The organism is Streptomyces sp. NPDC058964, assembly GCF_042741275.1.
Taxonomy (GTDB): Bacteria; Actinomycetota; Actinomycetes; order Streptomycetales; family Streptomycetaceae; genus Streptomyces.
The window spans coordinates 1,959-15,375 of the sequence record NZ_JBHYKH010000194.1 but is presented as its reverse complement, the minus strand read 5'-3'; the positions used below and the strand labels follow the sequence as shown (position 1 = coordinate 15,375).

Below are 13,417 nucleotides of genomic sequence, written 5' to 3'. Positions count from 1 at the left end.
CGAACCACTCTTTTTTAACTTGTCTCGGTGTTTGTTTTTGTTTATCCGAGACTGGTATAGAAGAGGCTCGAGAATGGTGGGACTCGCCCGCGTACCAGGAGATCGCGCCGCTGCGCTCGCGCCACATCGAGGGGGACATCATCCTGGTCCCGGGCGTTCCCGAGAACTACGACCCGGCCACCACCGCGAAGGCCATGCGGGAGTCGCTGGCCGCCGAGTAGCCGCCCGGCCGGGGCCCGCCCGGGCCCGGGCCCACGGCTCAGACCCGGTCCAACGGCCGATGCGGCTCGTCCGGGAGTTGCGCCTCCACCGTGTCGCCGGGGCGCACGACACCGCCCCGCCGGACGACGCTCATGATTCCGGCCCTGCGTACGACGTTGCCGGCGCCGTCGCGTCCGACGACCTGCTTCAGCAGCCCCCGTCGGAAGTCGTCGATCTGCAGACAGGGATTGCGCAGACCGGTCACCTCGACCACGGCCTCCGCGCCGATGCGCAGCAGTGTGCCCTCCGGGAGCCGCAGGAGATCGAGGCCGCGCGTGGTGATGTTCTCCCCCAGCTCACCGGGGGCCACCCGGAAGCCCGCCTCGCGGACGTCGTCGAAGAGTTCCTCGTGGATGAGGTGAACCTGACGCAGGTTCGGCTGCGTGGGGTCCGCCGCGACCCGCGAGCGGTGCTTGACCGTCACGCCGGCGTGCACGTCCCCCTCGACACCGAGCCCGGCGAGCAGCGTGATGCTCTCCCGGTTCGGCTTGGTGAACGAGTACTCGCCGTTGCTGCTGACGGCTGTCACGATTCCGCTCACGTCCGGTCCCCCTGTTCGAAGCGCATTCAAGATCCTAACCAACAGGGGTTCACCGGTCGGTCCAGCCCCACGTGACGGGGCCGGCGCACGGCGATCCGGCCGCACACGGCGCACACGCACCCCGGATCACATCTGCGCAGGAGCGTCACACAGGCTGCACACAGCCCCGCGAAAGCCTCGCTAGCGTTGCTGACCGCTCGATCCCACGTGCGATACGCGAACAGGTCGCGGCCGAGCCGGCCGACGGCGCAATCAACCCAGGAAGACCGCGGATGGACTACTGCTCCTCGTGTCGTCGGCATCTCAACGGCGCCCTGGTGTGTCCCGGATGCGGAGCCTACGCGCCGGACATCGCCCCGCCGGCGACCGTGCGCCCCGCCGTGCCGGCGTGGGAGAACCCCGCCGCCTCCCACGGCCGGCACGACTTCGGCCCCGGTGACCCGGCAACCGTCGCGGCCCCCGCGGACGAGATCACGGCCGGCACGGTCGAGGACGCGCCCCCCGCGCCGCAGGGCCGCGCCGCACGGCGTCGCCAGCTGGCCCGGTGGAAGAAGAACAAACGCCGCGCCGCGGTCGCCACGGCCGTCGCGATCGTCGGGGGCGGCCTGACGGTCGCCTCCCTGGACCGTCAGTCCGCCGACCGGGCACAGGCGGCCACGGCAGCCGGCGACAGCGGCATGGGAGCCGGACGGACGCCGGTCGTGGACGACACCCGGACGGCCTCCGCAGCGTCCGGCGTCCACCGGTCCTCGCGCACCCCGGCCCCCGCTCAGCCGACCGCCGTGAACGCCCCGCGCCGGCAGTCCGAGTCCGGAGCGCACCCCGGCGCACAGCCGGTCACCCGTCCGGACGCGGCCGCCACGCCGCGGCCATTGACGACGTCGGCTCCGCGGCCGCGGGCCACGCCTTCGGCCGCCACGGGGACCCCTGCCGGAGACACCACCGGCACCGGCACGACGGCTCAGCAGCCGTCCACGCCCGCGTCCACGGCAGGGACCGGCACGGGCTCGGGCACCTCGCAGGCGAGCCCTTCACCCGCGTCGACGTCGCCCGCCGAGCTGTGCCTGCTCGTGGTGTGCCTCGGCTGACCCGGTATCACCCGGTCGATCCGGTTCAGGCCGCGGCCCGTTGCCCGGCCCTCCCCGTGCTCAGGAAGCGCCGCAGCCGCGCCTTGGGCCAGGTGTTGATCACGTCGTCCCGGGTGAGCCAGCCGCGCTGCGCCGTGCCCACGCCGTAGCGCATGTTCGCCAGGTGAGGCGTGGCATGGGCGTCGCTGTCGACGGCGAACTTCACCCCGTACCGCCTGGCTCGCAGGATGTCCTCGTCGCGCAGGTCCAGCCGGTGGGGGTGGGCGTTGACCTCCAGGGCGGTGCCGGTGCGCGCGCAGGCGGCGAACACCTCGTCGAGGTCGGCGTCGACGCCCGGCCGCTTGCCGACGAGCCGTGTGGTGGGGTGGCCGATGATGTTGACGTACGGGTTCTCACAGGCCCGCACGATCCGGCGGGTCATCGCCTCGCGGTCCTGGTTGAAGTGCGAGTGGACCGACGCCACGCACACGTCGAAGCCGGCCAGGAACTCCTCCGGCCAGTCCACCCCGCCCTCCGGGTCGATGTTCAGCTCCACACCGTGCAGGAGCCACATCCCGCCCCGCCGCCCCCGCACGCCGTACGTACCGTCGAGTTCCCGCACCCGCTCGCGCTGCGCCAGCATCCGCTCGACGGTCATGCGCTGCATGTACAGGTTGGGTCCGTGATCGGTGACGGCGTAGTAGGCGTAGCCGCGCTCGGCGGCCGCCGCGGCCATGTCCTCCAGCGGGAAGAGGCCGTCGGTGAGGTCGGTGTGCGTGTGGAGGTCGCCCCGGATGTCCTCCTCGCCGACCAGGTCGGGCAGTTCGCCGCGCAGTCCGGCCTCGATCTCGCCGCGGTCCTCGCGCAGCGTCGGCGGGATCCACGGCAGTCCGAGCCGGGCGTAGACGTCCTCCTCCGTCTCCGAGACGATCTTCTCGCCGCTCTCGACGTCGAAGAGCCCGTACTCGGAGAGCTTCAGGCCCTGGTGCACGGCCAGTTCCCGGGTACGGATGTTGTGTGCCTTGGAACCGGTGAAGTACTGCAGCGCCGCGCCCCAGGAGTCCGGCGGGACGACGCGCAGATCGACGTCGAGGCCCTTGGTGGTGCGGACCGACGTCTTGGTCCCGCCGCTCGCGATGACCTCGGTGACGTACGGCAGCTCGGTGAACGCCCGCATGAGCGGCGCCGAGTCGTGCGCCGCGGCGAGGATGTCGATGTCCCCGATCGTCTCGCGGACCCGGCGCAGCGAACCGGCGTACGCGCAGCGCAGGCACCCGCCCACCCCGGACAGCGCGGCGGTGATCTCCTCGGCGAGGTCCATGGCGACGTCCAGCAGGACGCGGCCCCCCGTGGAGCGCAGCAGTTCGATCCCGTGGAGGATGTTCTCCTCCGTTCTCGGTCCGAAGCCCTTGAGGTCGCGCAGCTTCTCGTCGTGGATCGCGTGGGTGAGCTCGTCGACCGAGGAGATGCCCAGCTCCTCGTAGAGCGCCAGCGCCTTCCTGGGGCCGAGGGTGGGGATCGCGGTCAGCTGCCGGACTCCGTCCGGGATACGTGCCCGCAGTTCCTCCACGGCGTGGACACCGCCGGTGCGGAAGTACTCGGCGACCTTCTCGGCGATCGACTTGCCGACCCCCGGGATCTGCCGGAGCCCCTTGGCGTCGAGGGTGGCGACATCGGCGTGGTATCCGCCGATCGCCCGGGCAGCCTTCTCGTAGACGCGTGCTTTGAACGCGTCTCCTCCGGTGATCGAGATCAGGTCCGCGTACTCCTGGAGCAGCGCCGCGACCTCGGCGTTGGACCGGGCCACACCTCCAGGGTAGGCGGGTTGCCACGGACGCGGGCCGCGCGCCGGACACCGGTGGCCTGGACCGTCCTACCGTGGAGACATGAGCGGCGGCACCGTGACACTGTTCCTGTGCGGCGACGTCATGCTCGGGCGTGGCGTGGACCAGATCCTCCAGCACCCCGGCGATCCCGCCCTGCGCGAGGACTACGTCGGCGACGCCCGTGCCTACGTCCGGGGCGTGGAGGCCGTGAACGGCCCGATCCCCGCTCCGGTCTCCCCCGCCTGGCCCTGGGGCGAGGCCCTGCGGGTGCTGGAGGAGGCCGCCCCGGACGCGCGCATCGTGAACCTGGAGACGGCCGTCACCCGCAGTGACGCGTTCGCTCCCGGCAAGGGGGTCCACTACCGCATGCAACCGGCCAACCTGCCCGCGCTGCTGGCGGTCCGGCCCGACGTCTGCGTCCTGGCCAACAACCACGTGCTGGACTTCGGGCGGACGGGGCTGGCCGAGACGCTCGACGTCCTCGGCCGGGCGGGGCTGTGCACGGCGGGGGCGGGACGGAACACCGAGGATGCGCACGCCCCGGCGGTGGTCCCCCTCGCCGGGGGCAGGCGTGTGCTGGTGTTCGCGCTCGGGACACCGTGCAGCGGCATCCCGCGCGACTGGGCGGCGGGCCCGGACCGGCCGGGGGTCGCCCTCGTTCCCGCCCTCACGTCCGAGGCTGCGGACGCGGTCGTGGAGCACGTACGGCGGGTCAGGCACCCCGGAGACATCGTGGTCGTCTCCGTGCACTGGGGCTCGAACTGGGGATACCGCGTCCCCGACCGCCAGGTCCGCTTCGCCCACGTCCTGGTCGACGGCGGTGTCGACGTGGTCCACGGTCACTCCTCGCACCATCCGCGCGCCGTCGAGGTGTACCGCGAGCGGCTCGTCCTGCACGGCTGCGGCGACTTCGTCGACGACTACGAGGGCATCACGGGTTACGAGTCGTACCGCGACGACCTCCGGCTCGCGTACCTGGTGTCGGTCGAGGCGGGCACGGGGCGCCTGGCCGGACTGCGCATGGTGCCGCTGCGGGCACGCCGCATGCGGCTGGAGCGGGCTCCGGACGAGGACCGCGACTGGCTGCGCGCGACGCTGGACCGGATCAGCGAGGGTGTGTGCGTCACCGCGGCGGCCGACGGCACGCTGGCGCTGGACCAGGGGCCCGCGGGGGCGCAGCCTGAAAGGTGAGGGCGGGGGGTTCGCGCACGGAGGTGATCACGGTGGAAGCACAGGAGTGGACCGTGCAGATCTACATCACCGAGGACGGCGACGACACGCGGGCACGTGCCGTGCTGACCACCCGCGACACGTCGACCGTCACCGGCAGGGGCACGGCACGGCGCAGTCCCGGCGACCGGCCGATCCCCGAGGTGGGCCACGAGCTCGCCGCCAGCCGTGCTCTGGAGGATCTCGCCATCCGGCTGCACGACGTCGCCTCCGACGACATCGTCGAACTGGCCGGCCCGCTCGAGGCGTGAACCCGGCCGCGGGAGACAGGAGCGGCACCGGCCCCCGCGGTGTCGCTGCGCCCGTGCGCCGCCGGCGCGGCATCCGGCTCGGGGGGTGCTCAGGACGTCGGGTCCACGCGGAGTTCGACGGGGACACCGCGGGCAGGGCCTGCATCCGCACGGTCCGGCCCAGGGGCACCTTCGCCGGCAGACGCAGACGCTCCTGTCAGCTCCCAGAATCCGTCGCCGGGACACATCGGCCGTCCCGTCCCTCACCTGGTTCAGCGGCCTCGCGGGGGCTCCGTCCCCGACGCGCTCGGCCGCGGGCGCTCAGACGGTGATTCTGCGTCCGGTGACCAGGCGGGGGTCGATGCGCACCCACAGGTCACGGTCGCCGCCCGCCCACGGGGTGCTGTAGGCCGCCGCGTCGAGCCGGCGCCGTTCGTCCGGATCCGTCACCGTGCACGCGTCTCCGCGCACCAGCACGCTCCAGCCCCGGCTGAACGCGTCGTCGATCCGGTCGACCTCGAAGGCGACCCGGCAGCCCGCCGCCAGCGACGGCGTCGCGCCGACGGCGGTCCTGAAGACGATCGCCCCTTCGACGACGCTGTAGTTGACGGGGACGATCACGGGCCCCGATTCCGTGGGTACCGCCAGCCTGCCCACGCCGTGCGTCGACAGCAGGGCCCGGCACTCGTCCGGCCCCAGTTCGCCGAACTCGGGTGTGCGGCCGGCCCGTCCGGGTCCGGGCGGCACTGCGATGTCGCCACCGGTGAGCTCGCCCACCGTGGTGTCCAGCACCTCGGCCAGGCGGCACAGGAGGGCTCTGCCCGGTGCGGCGCCGGGTTGCTCCTCCAGGTATCTGAGGTAGCTGGGCGCCACGTCCACGCGCGCGGCCGTCTCCTCGCGGGTCAGGCCGAGCCCGGCGCGCCGGGCGGCGATCCGGCGGCCGCGCGCGCCGCGGGGCCTCCCCCCCAGCACATTCGCATCCGCCGGGTCGCCCTGGGCCCGCAACCTCCACCTCCCGCGGTGCCAACGGCGACTTCGTGCTGCTCCCCGCCGAGGACCACCTTGAGGGCGCCGGTGTCGGCGGCCCGGGAGAAGACGTCGTACGCCTCCTCCATACGGTCGAGCGGGAAGGTGTGGGTGACCAGTTGCGTGGTGGGCAGACGACCGGTGGCGGCCATCCGCAGCAGGGTGGGGGTGGAGTACGTGTCGACCAGCCCGGTGGTGATCGTGATGTTCCTGATCCACAGGTCCTCGAGGTGCAGGGTGGCGGGCCTGCCGTGCACGCCGATGTTGGCGACGTGCCCGCCCGGCCGCACCATGCGCGTGCACAGCTCGAAGCTCTCCGGCACACCCACCGCCTCGATGACCACGTCCGCGCCGAGCTCGTCGGTGAGGTCCGCGACCAGTTGCTCGGGAGCCTCCTCGACGTGGGCGACGGCGTCCGCGCCGAACCGCCGGGCCGTCTCCAGCCGGGCCGGATCCAGGTCCACGGCGATGATCCGCTCGGGCGCGAACAGGTGTGCCGTGGCGATCGCGGCGAGGCCGATGGGGCCGGCCCCGACGACGGCGACGGTGTCCCCCGGGCTCACCCGCCCGTTGAGCACACCCACCTCGTAGGCGGTCGGGAAGATGTCCGCCAGCAGCACCGCGTCCCTGCTCGCCACGGCGGCGGGCAGCGCATGGACGGACAGGTCGGCGTGGGGGACGCGCACGTACTCGGCCTGGGTGCCGTCGATCAGGTGCCCGAGGATCCAGCCTCCGCCGCCCCGGCACTGGCCGTAGGACCGCTCCCGGCAGTAGCGGCAGCGTCCGCAGGCGCTGATGCAGGACACCAGGACCCGGTCTCCCGGCCGTACGGACCGTACGTCACCGCCGACCTCGACGATCTCACCGACGGCCTCGTGTCCCAGGACGGTGCCGGGATGCACCTCGGGTACGTCGCCCTTGAGGATGTGGAGATCCGTCCCGCAGATGGTGACCTCGTCGACCCGTACGATCGCGTCGGTGGGTTCCTTGATGGCCGGATCGGGGACGTCCTCCCAGGCGGACTGTCCCGGGCCGTGGAAAACGAAGCCTTTCATGACGTTCCCACCCTCCTTCCGGTCGGGTGCGGCATACGCGGGAGACACACGCTTGTCGCCTCACATCCAGCTTGTCCGGAACCGGCGGGTTCCGCATGGGCCGTCCGGCCCCCATGACCGCCGCCGCACCCGATCCGGGCGGTCCGTGTGGGCGATTCGGCCGGAGCGCGCTGCAATGGAAGGGGATGGTGCACCGCCGATGCGGGCGTGAGGAGGTGCCCTGTGCGATTCACCGACCGCACGGACGCGGGACGCCGCCTGGCCCAGGGCCTGGAGTTCCTCCGCGGCGCGGACCCGGTCGTGCTCGGGCTGCCCAGGGGCGGGGTCCCGGTGGCCTACGAGGTGGCGCGGGCGCTGGAGGCGCCGCTGGACGTGCTCGTGGTCCGCAAGCTGGGCGTGCCGTGGCAGCCGGAGCTGGGATTCGGCGCGATCGGCGAGCAGGACGTGCGTGTGCTCAACGAGGACGTGATCCGCGGGACCGGCCTGGAGGCCGCCGAGCGGGCCGCCGTCGAGGAGTCGGAGCGGGCGGAGCTGGAGCGCCGGGTACGGCGGTACCGCGCCGGCCGGGCTCCCGTGCCTCTGGCCGGGCGGACCGTCGTGGTGGTGGACGACGGACTGGCCACCGGCGCGACCGCGGAGGCCGGTTGCCGCGTCGTACGAGGGCGTGGCGCGGCCCGGATCGTGCTCGCCGTACCGGTCGGGCCGGAGCGGACGCTGCCGCACCTGCGGACGGTGGCGGACGAGGTGGTGTGTCTGCACAGCCCGCCGTACTTCGGCTCGGTCGGCGCGTGGTACCGCGACTTCGCGCAGACCGACGACGGTGAGGTGGCCGAGCTGCTGGCACGCGCCGCGCGTCCCGCACCGGGCGCTGCGGACCCACCGCCGCCGAACCGCGAGGTCGAGCTGCCGGCCGGATCGGTACGGCTGGCCGCGCGGTTCGTGCTCCCGGAGCCGCCCCGGGCCGTGGTGGCGTTCGCGCACGGCAGCGGCAGCGGCCGGCACAGCCCGCGCAACCGGTACGTCGCCACCGTGCTCAACGAGGCCGGTCTGGGCACACTGCTGCTCGACCTGCTCACCGAGGAGGAGGAACGCGACCGGCGGAACGTGTTCGACATCGGGCTGCTGGCCCGGCGTCTGCAGGCCGCGTCCGGCTGGCTGCGCCGGGAGACCGGTCTGCCCGTGGGGTACTTCGGCGCGAGCACGGGCGCCGGCGCGGCGCTGGAGGCGGCCGCCGACGACGCAGGCATCGGCGCCGTGGTCTCCCGTGGCGGCCGCCCCGACCTGGCCTCCGGCGCCTCGCTGGCCCGGGTGCGGGCACCCACCCTGCTCATCGTCGGCAGCCTCGACACCGAGGTGCTCAGCCTCAACCGGCTCGCCGCCGACCGGCTGCGTTGCGAGCACCGGCTGGCCGTGGTGCCCGGGGCGAGTCACCTCTTCGCCGAGCCGGGCACGCTGCCCGTGGTCGCCGGTCTGGCCCGCGACTGGTTCACCGCCCATCTCACCGGCCCGGAGGCCGGCGGTCCCTCGCCCGGATCCGCCTGACCGGAGGCGCTCGGCCCCGACTGCCCACGGTCGAGGGACGTTCGGCCCCTGAACCGGCGCGGCCGCGGGCGGCAGGGTGGAGGCGGGAGAACAGGCTCCGGCGTGGCGGAGAGAGGCGGACGGTCATGAAGCACGTGGTCCTGGTCTGCGGCGGCCCCTCGGCGAACGGCCGGTCCGCGGCCGACTGGGCCGAGGCCGAGGCCGAACTGCGCGGGCTTCCGCTCCGCGTGGTCCGAGAAGGGCCGACGGACCTGGGCGAGGCCGGGGTGACGGTCACCGGGCCGAGCCCGCAGGACACCGCCGCCGGCCGTCTGCCCGGCACCGCTCCACCGGCTCCAGCCGGGGCCTGGACCGGTCCGCTGGTGCTGGTCCCGGACCGTCTCGCCCGCGCGAACCGCGGCGGCGGTGTCACGCTCGGCGTCGACGCCCGCGATCCCGCGCAGGCCGCGATCGACTTCGCCTTCGACAGTGCCCGGCTGCGCGGGGTGCGCCTGCACGCGGTGCACGCCTGGGCACTGCCGTCCCGCGCCGCAAAGTTGCCCTTCGGTGTGCCGGAAGAGGACCGCGCCACCTGGGAGGACCACGAGGTGCATCTGCTGGCGGACGCTCTGCGGCCCTGGCGGGCCAAGTATCCGGACGTGCCGGTGCTGGAGGACGTGGTCCTGTTCAGTCCGTCCCACGCGCTGCTCCACCACTCGGCGGACGCGGCGCTGGTCGTGGTGGGGCGCGGGCGGGGCGCCGGACGGGGAGATGTCGTACGGAGCCTGGTGCGGGACGGCACGTGCCCCGTCGCGGTCGTGCCGTCGTAGCCGCGGCCGGGCGCGGAAGGTGCCTCGGTCCGGCCGGGCCAGGGTTCCCGACCTGCCGTGGACGATCTCGTAGGCCGCGTCCAGCGCTCCGATGGCGGCCAGTCCCCCAATGTGCTCGACGAATCGCGCGACCGCCTCGGCTTGGGTCCCATGGTGCCTTCGGGGAGTTCCTGGCGGCGCAGCGGGCGTCGCGTCCAGGAGGGGCCGCCGGGCGGATGTCCCGTATCCCTCGCAGACGTACGGCACGTCGGTGAGGACGAGGAGGAAGTCCGACTCGAGGTCCTCGGCTGAGCAGGGCCGCGGTGAGGTCCCGTCGACGAGGGCTTCGGCCCGTTCATGGGCGACGGGGCCACAGCGGTGGCGACCCGGTCGATGTCGGCCTGCCGGCGGACCGGACCAGATGTCCCCAGACCATAACGATCGTGGACGTCAAGGGACTTGACCGCACACGGTTGCACTATCTTCACATCATGTCCACGCCACCCGAGCCTTCGCAGCAGCCCGAGCCGCAGCCAGGTGCGCCGGCGCAGCCCACCGCGTATCCGTACCCAGGTCCGCTGTCTCCGAGCCCGGCCGCACCGGGGAGCTTCCCTCCGCCCGCACCCCCGCCCGGCCCCGGTCAGCAGGGCTTCTACGGCGGGCCCACGATGGTGGGACAGCCGCTCCAGCCCCAGCCCGGCAATCCGTACGTCGCTCAGGCCCCCTACGGTCCGGTGGCCGCCCCGCAGCCGGGCGGTGGCCCAGGCGCCGGACGAGCGGTGCTGTGGGCCGCCGTCGGCGCGGTGGTCGCGTCGGCCGCCTGGGCGGTCGGCGTCTTCGTGATCGGCGGCAAGGACTCGGCGGAGCTGCGCGGCTACACCGCCCCGTCGAACCTCTGCGCCGACGCCGACTACTCGTCCTTCAAGGACGAATACCCGCAGGACGACAGCTCCCCGAGCCACACGTCCCTCAAGGACGGTGCGCTCGACCAGAGTTACTGCAGTGTCGGCCTGAAGAAGACCGGTTCGAGCTACGCGGACGCCTACCTCTCCATCCAGGTGGACCTGCACAAGAGGACCGACCCGGGGCCGGAGTTCACGGCGACTTGGAAGAACTACCGCAAGAGCCACACGGGTTACGACGTGGAGACGGTGCGCAACATCGGTGACGAGGCCTACCTCGTCACCCAGGACACCACCAACGGCTCCTCCGGCAGCTCCGCGTCGGGCTCCCGCTACGCCACTCTGGCCGTGCGGGACGGCTGGATGACGTACACGATGAGCTACAGCGTCTATCTCTCCTCGTACGACCAGGACAAGAACCCGCCGCAGCTCGACGAGGTGTCCGACTGGCTGCGGGCGGACACCAAGGCCACGCTGGACCGGCTCCAGGGCTGAGGTCCGCGGCGCCGACGGCGGGTGGCGGCCGGTTCGGGGGCGTCGGCCCCGGCGACCGGCCGCCGGTGTGTCCGTGGTGTGACGCGGGGGCGTCAGTAGCTGCTCCCGAGGGTCTGGGTCGTGTAGGCGCACTCCGTGTAGATGTAGCCGGAGCGGAGCTTGGCGGTGTCCGAGGCGGGAGTCGCGGTGCCGGCACCCCGCGGTTTGTGCACGAAGTACGTGGTGCCGGCCGGCAGGCTGATCGTTCGCTGCGGGTAGTGCTTGCCGCTGTCGCTGCAGGGCTTGAAACCGATCATGACCGAGCTGGCGAAGGAGTAGGCCTTGCAGCTCCCGCAGGCCTTGAGCTCGAAGCTGCCGGTGACCGGGCCGGTGTAGTAGACCGTGATGGGGTCGGGGCTGTCGTTCTTGACCGTGACGGAGATGCTGCCGCCGGAGGCCGTGGTGGGCAGGCGTTTGCCGGCGGCCGGGAGGGTCTGGGCGACCTCGGCGGCGATGGAGATCTTCTTGGCGCGTTCCCTGTTCTTGTGGTGCTTGTTGTCGGCGACGAACGCGTCCATCGTCTTCTGGGCCGCGTCGAAGTCGCCGTCCTTGTACTGGTCGACCCCGCAGGAGTACTCCCCCGAGTCCGCGCTCCTGCCGGCCCGGTCGGCACTCTTCGACAGTCCGTCCGCGGCGGCGCCCGCGTTCCCCGAGAGCTGGGTGATCCGGGTGTTCAGGCTGCGCAGCTGCTCCACGGCCGCGCACGGGTCGTCACCGCGCACGTTCCTCTCGGTCCTGGCGACCGCGGAGCCGACGGCGGGCGCGACCCTGGACGTCTGCTCGGACCGCGGGAACGTGCTGAGGAGGTCACCGAAGTCGGTGACCCAGTCGGCCTCGTCGGCCGACAGGCTGGCCGCTCCGCACTCGTACAGCGAGGTGGCCAGCCGGCCGTCGGGCCACCGGGCCAGTGAGCCGAGTGCCTCCTTCGACATGGTGCGGGGGACCGTGCGCAGATACTTCAGCGGCGCGATCGCGTCGCAGTACTCCTTGTGCCCGTAGGCCGCGCCGACCGTCGCGTAGTAGGTCTCCATGCTGTCGGGGACACGGTCGGCCGCGCGCGAGCCGGAGTGGTTGGCCACGAGGTCCTCGTAGACGTCCAGCGCCGTGCGGTAGTCGGACTTCGCGGACACGAACGACCGCCGGCCGCCCTCCGCCACCAGGTCGTCGGCGCGTTCGAGGCGGCCGAGGAGCTGTTGCTCGACGGCCTCGTCGCGGGCGTCGTCGTAGAGCAAGGTGCCGCCGGCCGGTACGGCGAGGAGAAACATTCCCAGCAGGAGCGCGAGGGGCGGTCTGCCCGGCCACGCCAGTCCGGTTCTCAGCCCGGCGATGGCGCCGTGGACGGCCACCAGCACCAGGAACAGGACATAGACCGCGATCGCGAAAGTGGGGACACCGTCGGCGTCGGCGGGCAGGGCCACGAACAGCAGCACGGCCGTCGCCGCCCAGCACAGGGCCAGCAGGAACCATCGGCGCAGGAGCGCGTACCCGAGGCCGAGACCGCTGAGGTTGAGGAGCGCGACCGCGGCCGCACGCAGGCCGTCCGGCGGCGCGGGCGGAACCGGCGGCGGACTCGACGGCATGGGCGGCACGCCGTATCCGCCACTGGGGCCGTACAGATCACCGGACATGATGGCTCCCCCCGTCAACTTCGCCCACATGTCTGTGATTTGGCAGTGTACGGCCAATAGTCCGGATCCGACAGGGGCGGCAGCCCCCACGAGCGGGGCGACGGGTCACCCCGCGGCCTGGAGGCTCCAGCGGCGCGAAGGGTGCGTGTCGCAGGTGAACTGGACGAGCCCGACGTAGTTCGCGCGGGAGACGCCACCGGCGACGGTCGCGCACTTGCCGGTCCCCACGTTCACCAGCTGATAGGAGTCACCGTTCCAGTGGGTCAGCTCCCAACGGCGCGCGGGGTGCATGTCGCAGTCGAACTGCACCAGCCCGAGATTGTTCCCGGTGGAGACGCCACCGGCCACCGTCGCGCACTTGCCCGTCTCCAGGTTCACCAGCTGGTACGTGCCCTCCGCGATCCGGGCCGGGGCACTGTGCGTCGGCGGCTGCGCGACCGCGGGAGCCGGGAGCAGCATGACGCCTCCGGCGGCGAACACCGCGCAGACCCGCACGAGCCGGCGTCCCCGAGGGTTCTTGCGCATGACGCTGCGTCCTCTCGTGCACACTGCTGAGGAAAGGCGCGCGGCGGGCGTCGGGCGGCTCCGGCGGCCGGATGCACACGCCGTCGGGCGCCGCCGGGGATGCGGCTGCTCCTCCCACTATCGGCGCCCCCGAACGGGCCCGCAACCGCGTACGGATCCCGGGAGCCGTGGCCGCCGCGCCGGTCGGGGCCCCCGCGCCCCCGGTCCCCGCCCGGGGGGGGAGCCCCCCCCGGCCGCGCCGGCCGCCCGCTATCGCGCGCTC

General features: G+C 72.9%; 13 protein-coding genes. 7 read left to right on the top strand and 6 right to left on the bottom strand.

The features are described 5' to 3' along the window. On the top strand, positions 1-221 hold a 221-nt coding region (locus tag ACFW2E_RS23370), incomplete at its 5' end, for a DUF1330 domain-containing protein (RefSeq protein WP_384469014.1). A 38-nt stretch (positions 222-259) separates the two neighbouring features. Here ACFW2E_RS23370 and ACFW2E_RS23365 read toward each other — a convergent pair. Next, positions 260-790, bottom strand: a complete 531-nt coding sequence (locus ACFW2E_RS23365; RefSeq protein WP_384469015.1) for an MOSC domain-containing protein — start codon at positions 788-790, stop codon at positions 260-262. Between the two features lie 284 nt (positions 791-1,074). On the opposite strand from ACFW2E_RS23365, the gene ACFW2E_RS23360 reads away from it, so the two are divergent. After that, the gene (locus ACFW2E_RS23360) at positions 1,075-1,890 is read left to right on the top strand and encodes a hypothetical protein (protein WP_384469013.1); all 816 of its coding nucleotides are present in this window, start codon (positions 1,075-1,077) and stop codon (positions 1,888-1,890) included. Positions 1,891-1,915: 25 nt separating this feature from the next. Here ACFW2E_RS23360 and polX read toward each other — a convergent pair whose 3' ends face one another. Then, the gene (gene polX, locus ACFW2E_RS23355) at positions 1,916-3,676 is read right to left on the bottom strand and encodes a DNA polymerase/3'-5' exonuclease PolX (RefSeq protein ID WP_384469012.1); all 1,761 of its coding nucleotides are present in this window, start codon (positions 3,674-3,676) and stop codon (positions 1,916-1,918) included. 79 nt (positions 3,677-3,755) lie between these two features. Between polX and ACFW2E_RS23350 the strand changes: the two genes are divergently transcribed. Both ACFW2E_RS23350 and ACFW2E_RS23345 read left to right on the top strand, forming a co-directional pair. After that, entirely contained in the window at positions 3,756-4,886 is a 1,131-nt protein-coding gene (locus ACFW2E_RS23350) for a CapA family protein (protein WP_384469011.1), read from the top strand. Between the two features lie 32 nt (positions 4,887-4,918). Next, positions 4,919-5,176, top strand: a complete 258-nt coding sequence (locus ACFW2E_RS23345) for a DUF1876 domain-containing protein (RefSeq protein WP_384469010.1) — start codon at positions 4,919-4,921, stop codon at positions 5,174-5,176. Between the two features lie 300 nt (positions 5,177-5,476). Here the strand turns inward: ACFW2E_RS23345 and ACFW2E_RS23340 are convergent, their stop codons facing one another. Both ACFW2E_RS23340 and ACFW2E_RS23335 read right to left on the bottom strand, forming a co-directional pair. After that, positions 5,477-6,160, bottom strand: a complete 684-nt coding sequence (locus ACFW2E_RS23340) for a helix-turn-helix domain-containing protein (protein WP_384469009.1) — start codon at positions 6,158-6,160, stop codon at positions 5,477-5,479. After that, positions 6,058-7,236, bottom strand: a complete 1,179-nt coding sequence (locus ACFW2E_RS23335; protein WP_384469008.1) for a zinc-dependent alcohol dehydrogenase family protein — start codon at positions 7,234-7,236, stop codon at positions 6,058-6,060. The genes ACFW2E_RS23340 and ACFW2E_RS23335 overlap by 103 nt, the downstream gene beginning before the upstream one ends. A 222-nt stretch (positions 7,237-7,458) precedes the next feature. Here ACFW2E_RS23335 and ACFW2E_RS23330 point away from each other — a divergent pair, with 222 nt between their 5' ends. From ACFW2E_RS23330 to ACFW2E_RS23320, 3 genes are all read left to right on the top strand, one after another. Then, positions 7,459-8,778, top strand: a complete 1,320-nt coding sequence (locus ACFW2E_RS23330) for a phosphoribosyltransferase family protein (RefSeq protein ID WP_384469007.1) — start codon at positions 7,459-7,461, stop codon at positions 8,776-8,778. Between the two features lie 125 nt (positions 8,779-8,903). After that, entirely contained in the window at positions 8,904-9,587 is a 684-nt protein-coding gene (locus tag ACFW2E_RS23325; protein ID WP_384469006.1) for a universal stress protein, read from the top strand. Between the two features lie 470 nt (positions 9,588-10,057). Then, positions 10,058-10,963 carry a hypothetical protein gene (locus ACFW2E_RS23320; protein ID WP_384469005.1) on the top strand — a complete coding sequence of 302 codons (906 nt, stop codon included), beginning with the start codon at positions 10,058-10,060 and terminating at the stop codon, positions 10,961-10,963. A gap of 92 nt (positions 10,964-11,055) precedes the next feature. Here the strand turns inward: ACFW2E_RS23320 and ACFW2E_RS23315 are convergent, their stop codons facing one another. After that, on the bottom strand, positions 11,056-12,630 hold the full coding sequence (locus tag ACFW2E_RS23315; RefSeq protein WP_384469004.1) for a hypothetical protein: 1,575 nt from the start codon (positions 12,628-12,630) through the stop codon (positions 11,056-11,058). A 105-nt stretch (positions 12,631-12,735) separates the two neighbouring features. Next, positions 12,736-13,155, bottom strand: a complete 420-nt coding sequence (locus ACFW2E_RS23310) for an RICIN domain-containing protein (RefSeq protein WP_384469003.1) — start codon at positions 13,153-13,155, stop codon at positions 12,736-12,738. Between the last annotated feature and the right edge of the window lie 262 nt (positions 13,156-13,417).

Excerpts from the sequence above, each read along its gene's own strand:
- ACFW2E_RS23360 (WP_384469013.1), top strand. The coding sequence starts at position 1,075 with ATGGACTACTGCTCCTCGTGTCGTCGGCATCTCAACGGCGCCCTGGTG.
- ACFW2E_RS23350 (WP_384469011.1), top strand. The coding sequence starts at position 3,756 with ATGAGCGGCGGCACCGTGACACTGTTCCTGTGCGGCGACGTCATGCTC.
- ACFW2E_RS23335 (WP_384469008.1), bottom strand. The coding sequence starts at position 7,236 with ATGAAAGGCTTCGTTTTCCACGGCCCGGGACAGTCCGCCTGGGAGGAC.
- ACFW2E_RS23325 (WP_384469006.1), top strand. The coding sequence starts at position 8,904 with ATGAAGCACGTGGTCCTGGTCTGCGGCGGCCCCTCGGCGAACGGCCGG.
- ACFW2E_RS23320 (WP_384469005.1), top strand. The coding sequence starts at position 10,058 with ATGTCCACGCCACCCGAGCCTTCGCAGCAGCCCGAGCCGCAGCCAGGT.
- ACFW2E_RS23315 (WP_384469004.1), bottom strand. The coding sequence starts at position 12,630 with ATGTCCGGTGATCTGTACGGCCCCAGTGGCGGATACGGCGTGCCGCCC.
- ACFW2E_RS23310 (WP_384469003.1), bottom strand. The coding sequence starts at position 13,155 with ATGCGCAAGAACCCTCGGGGACGCCGGCTCGTGCGGGTCTGCGCGGTG.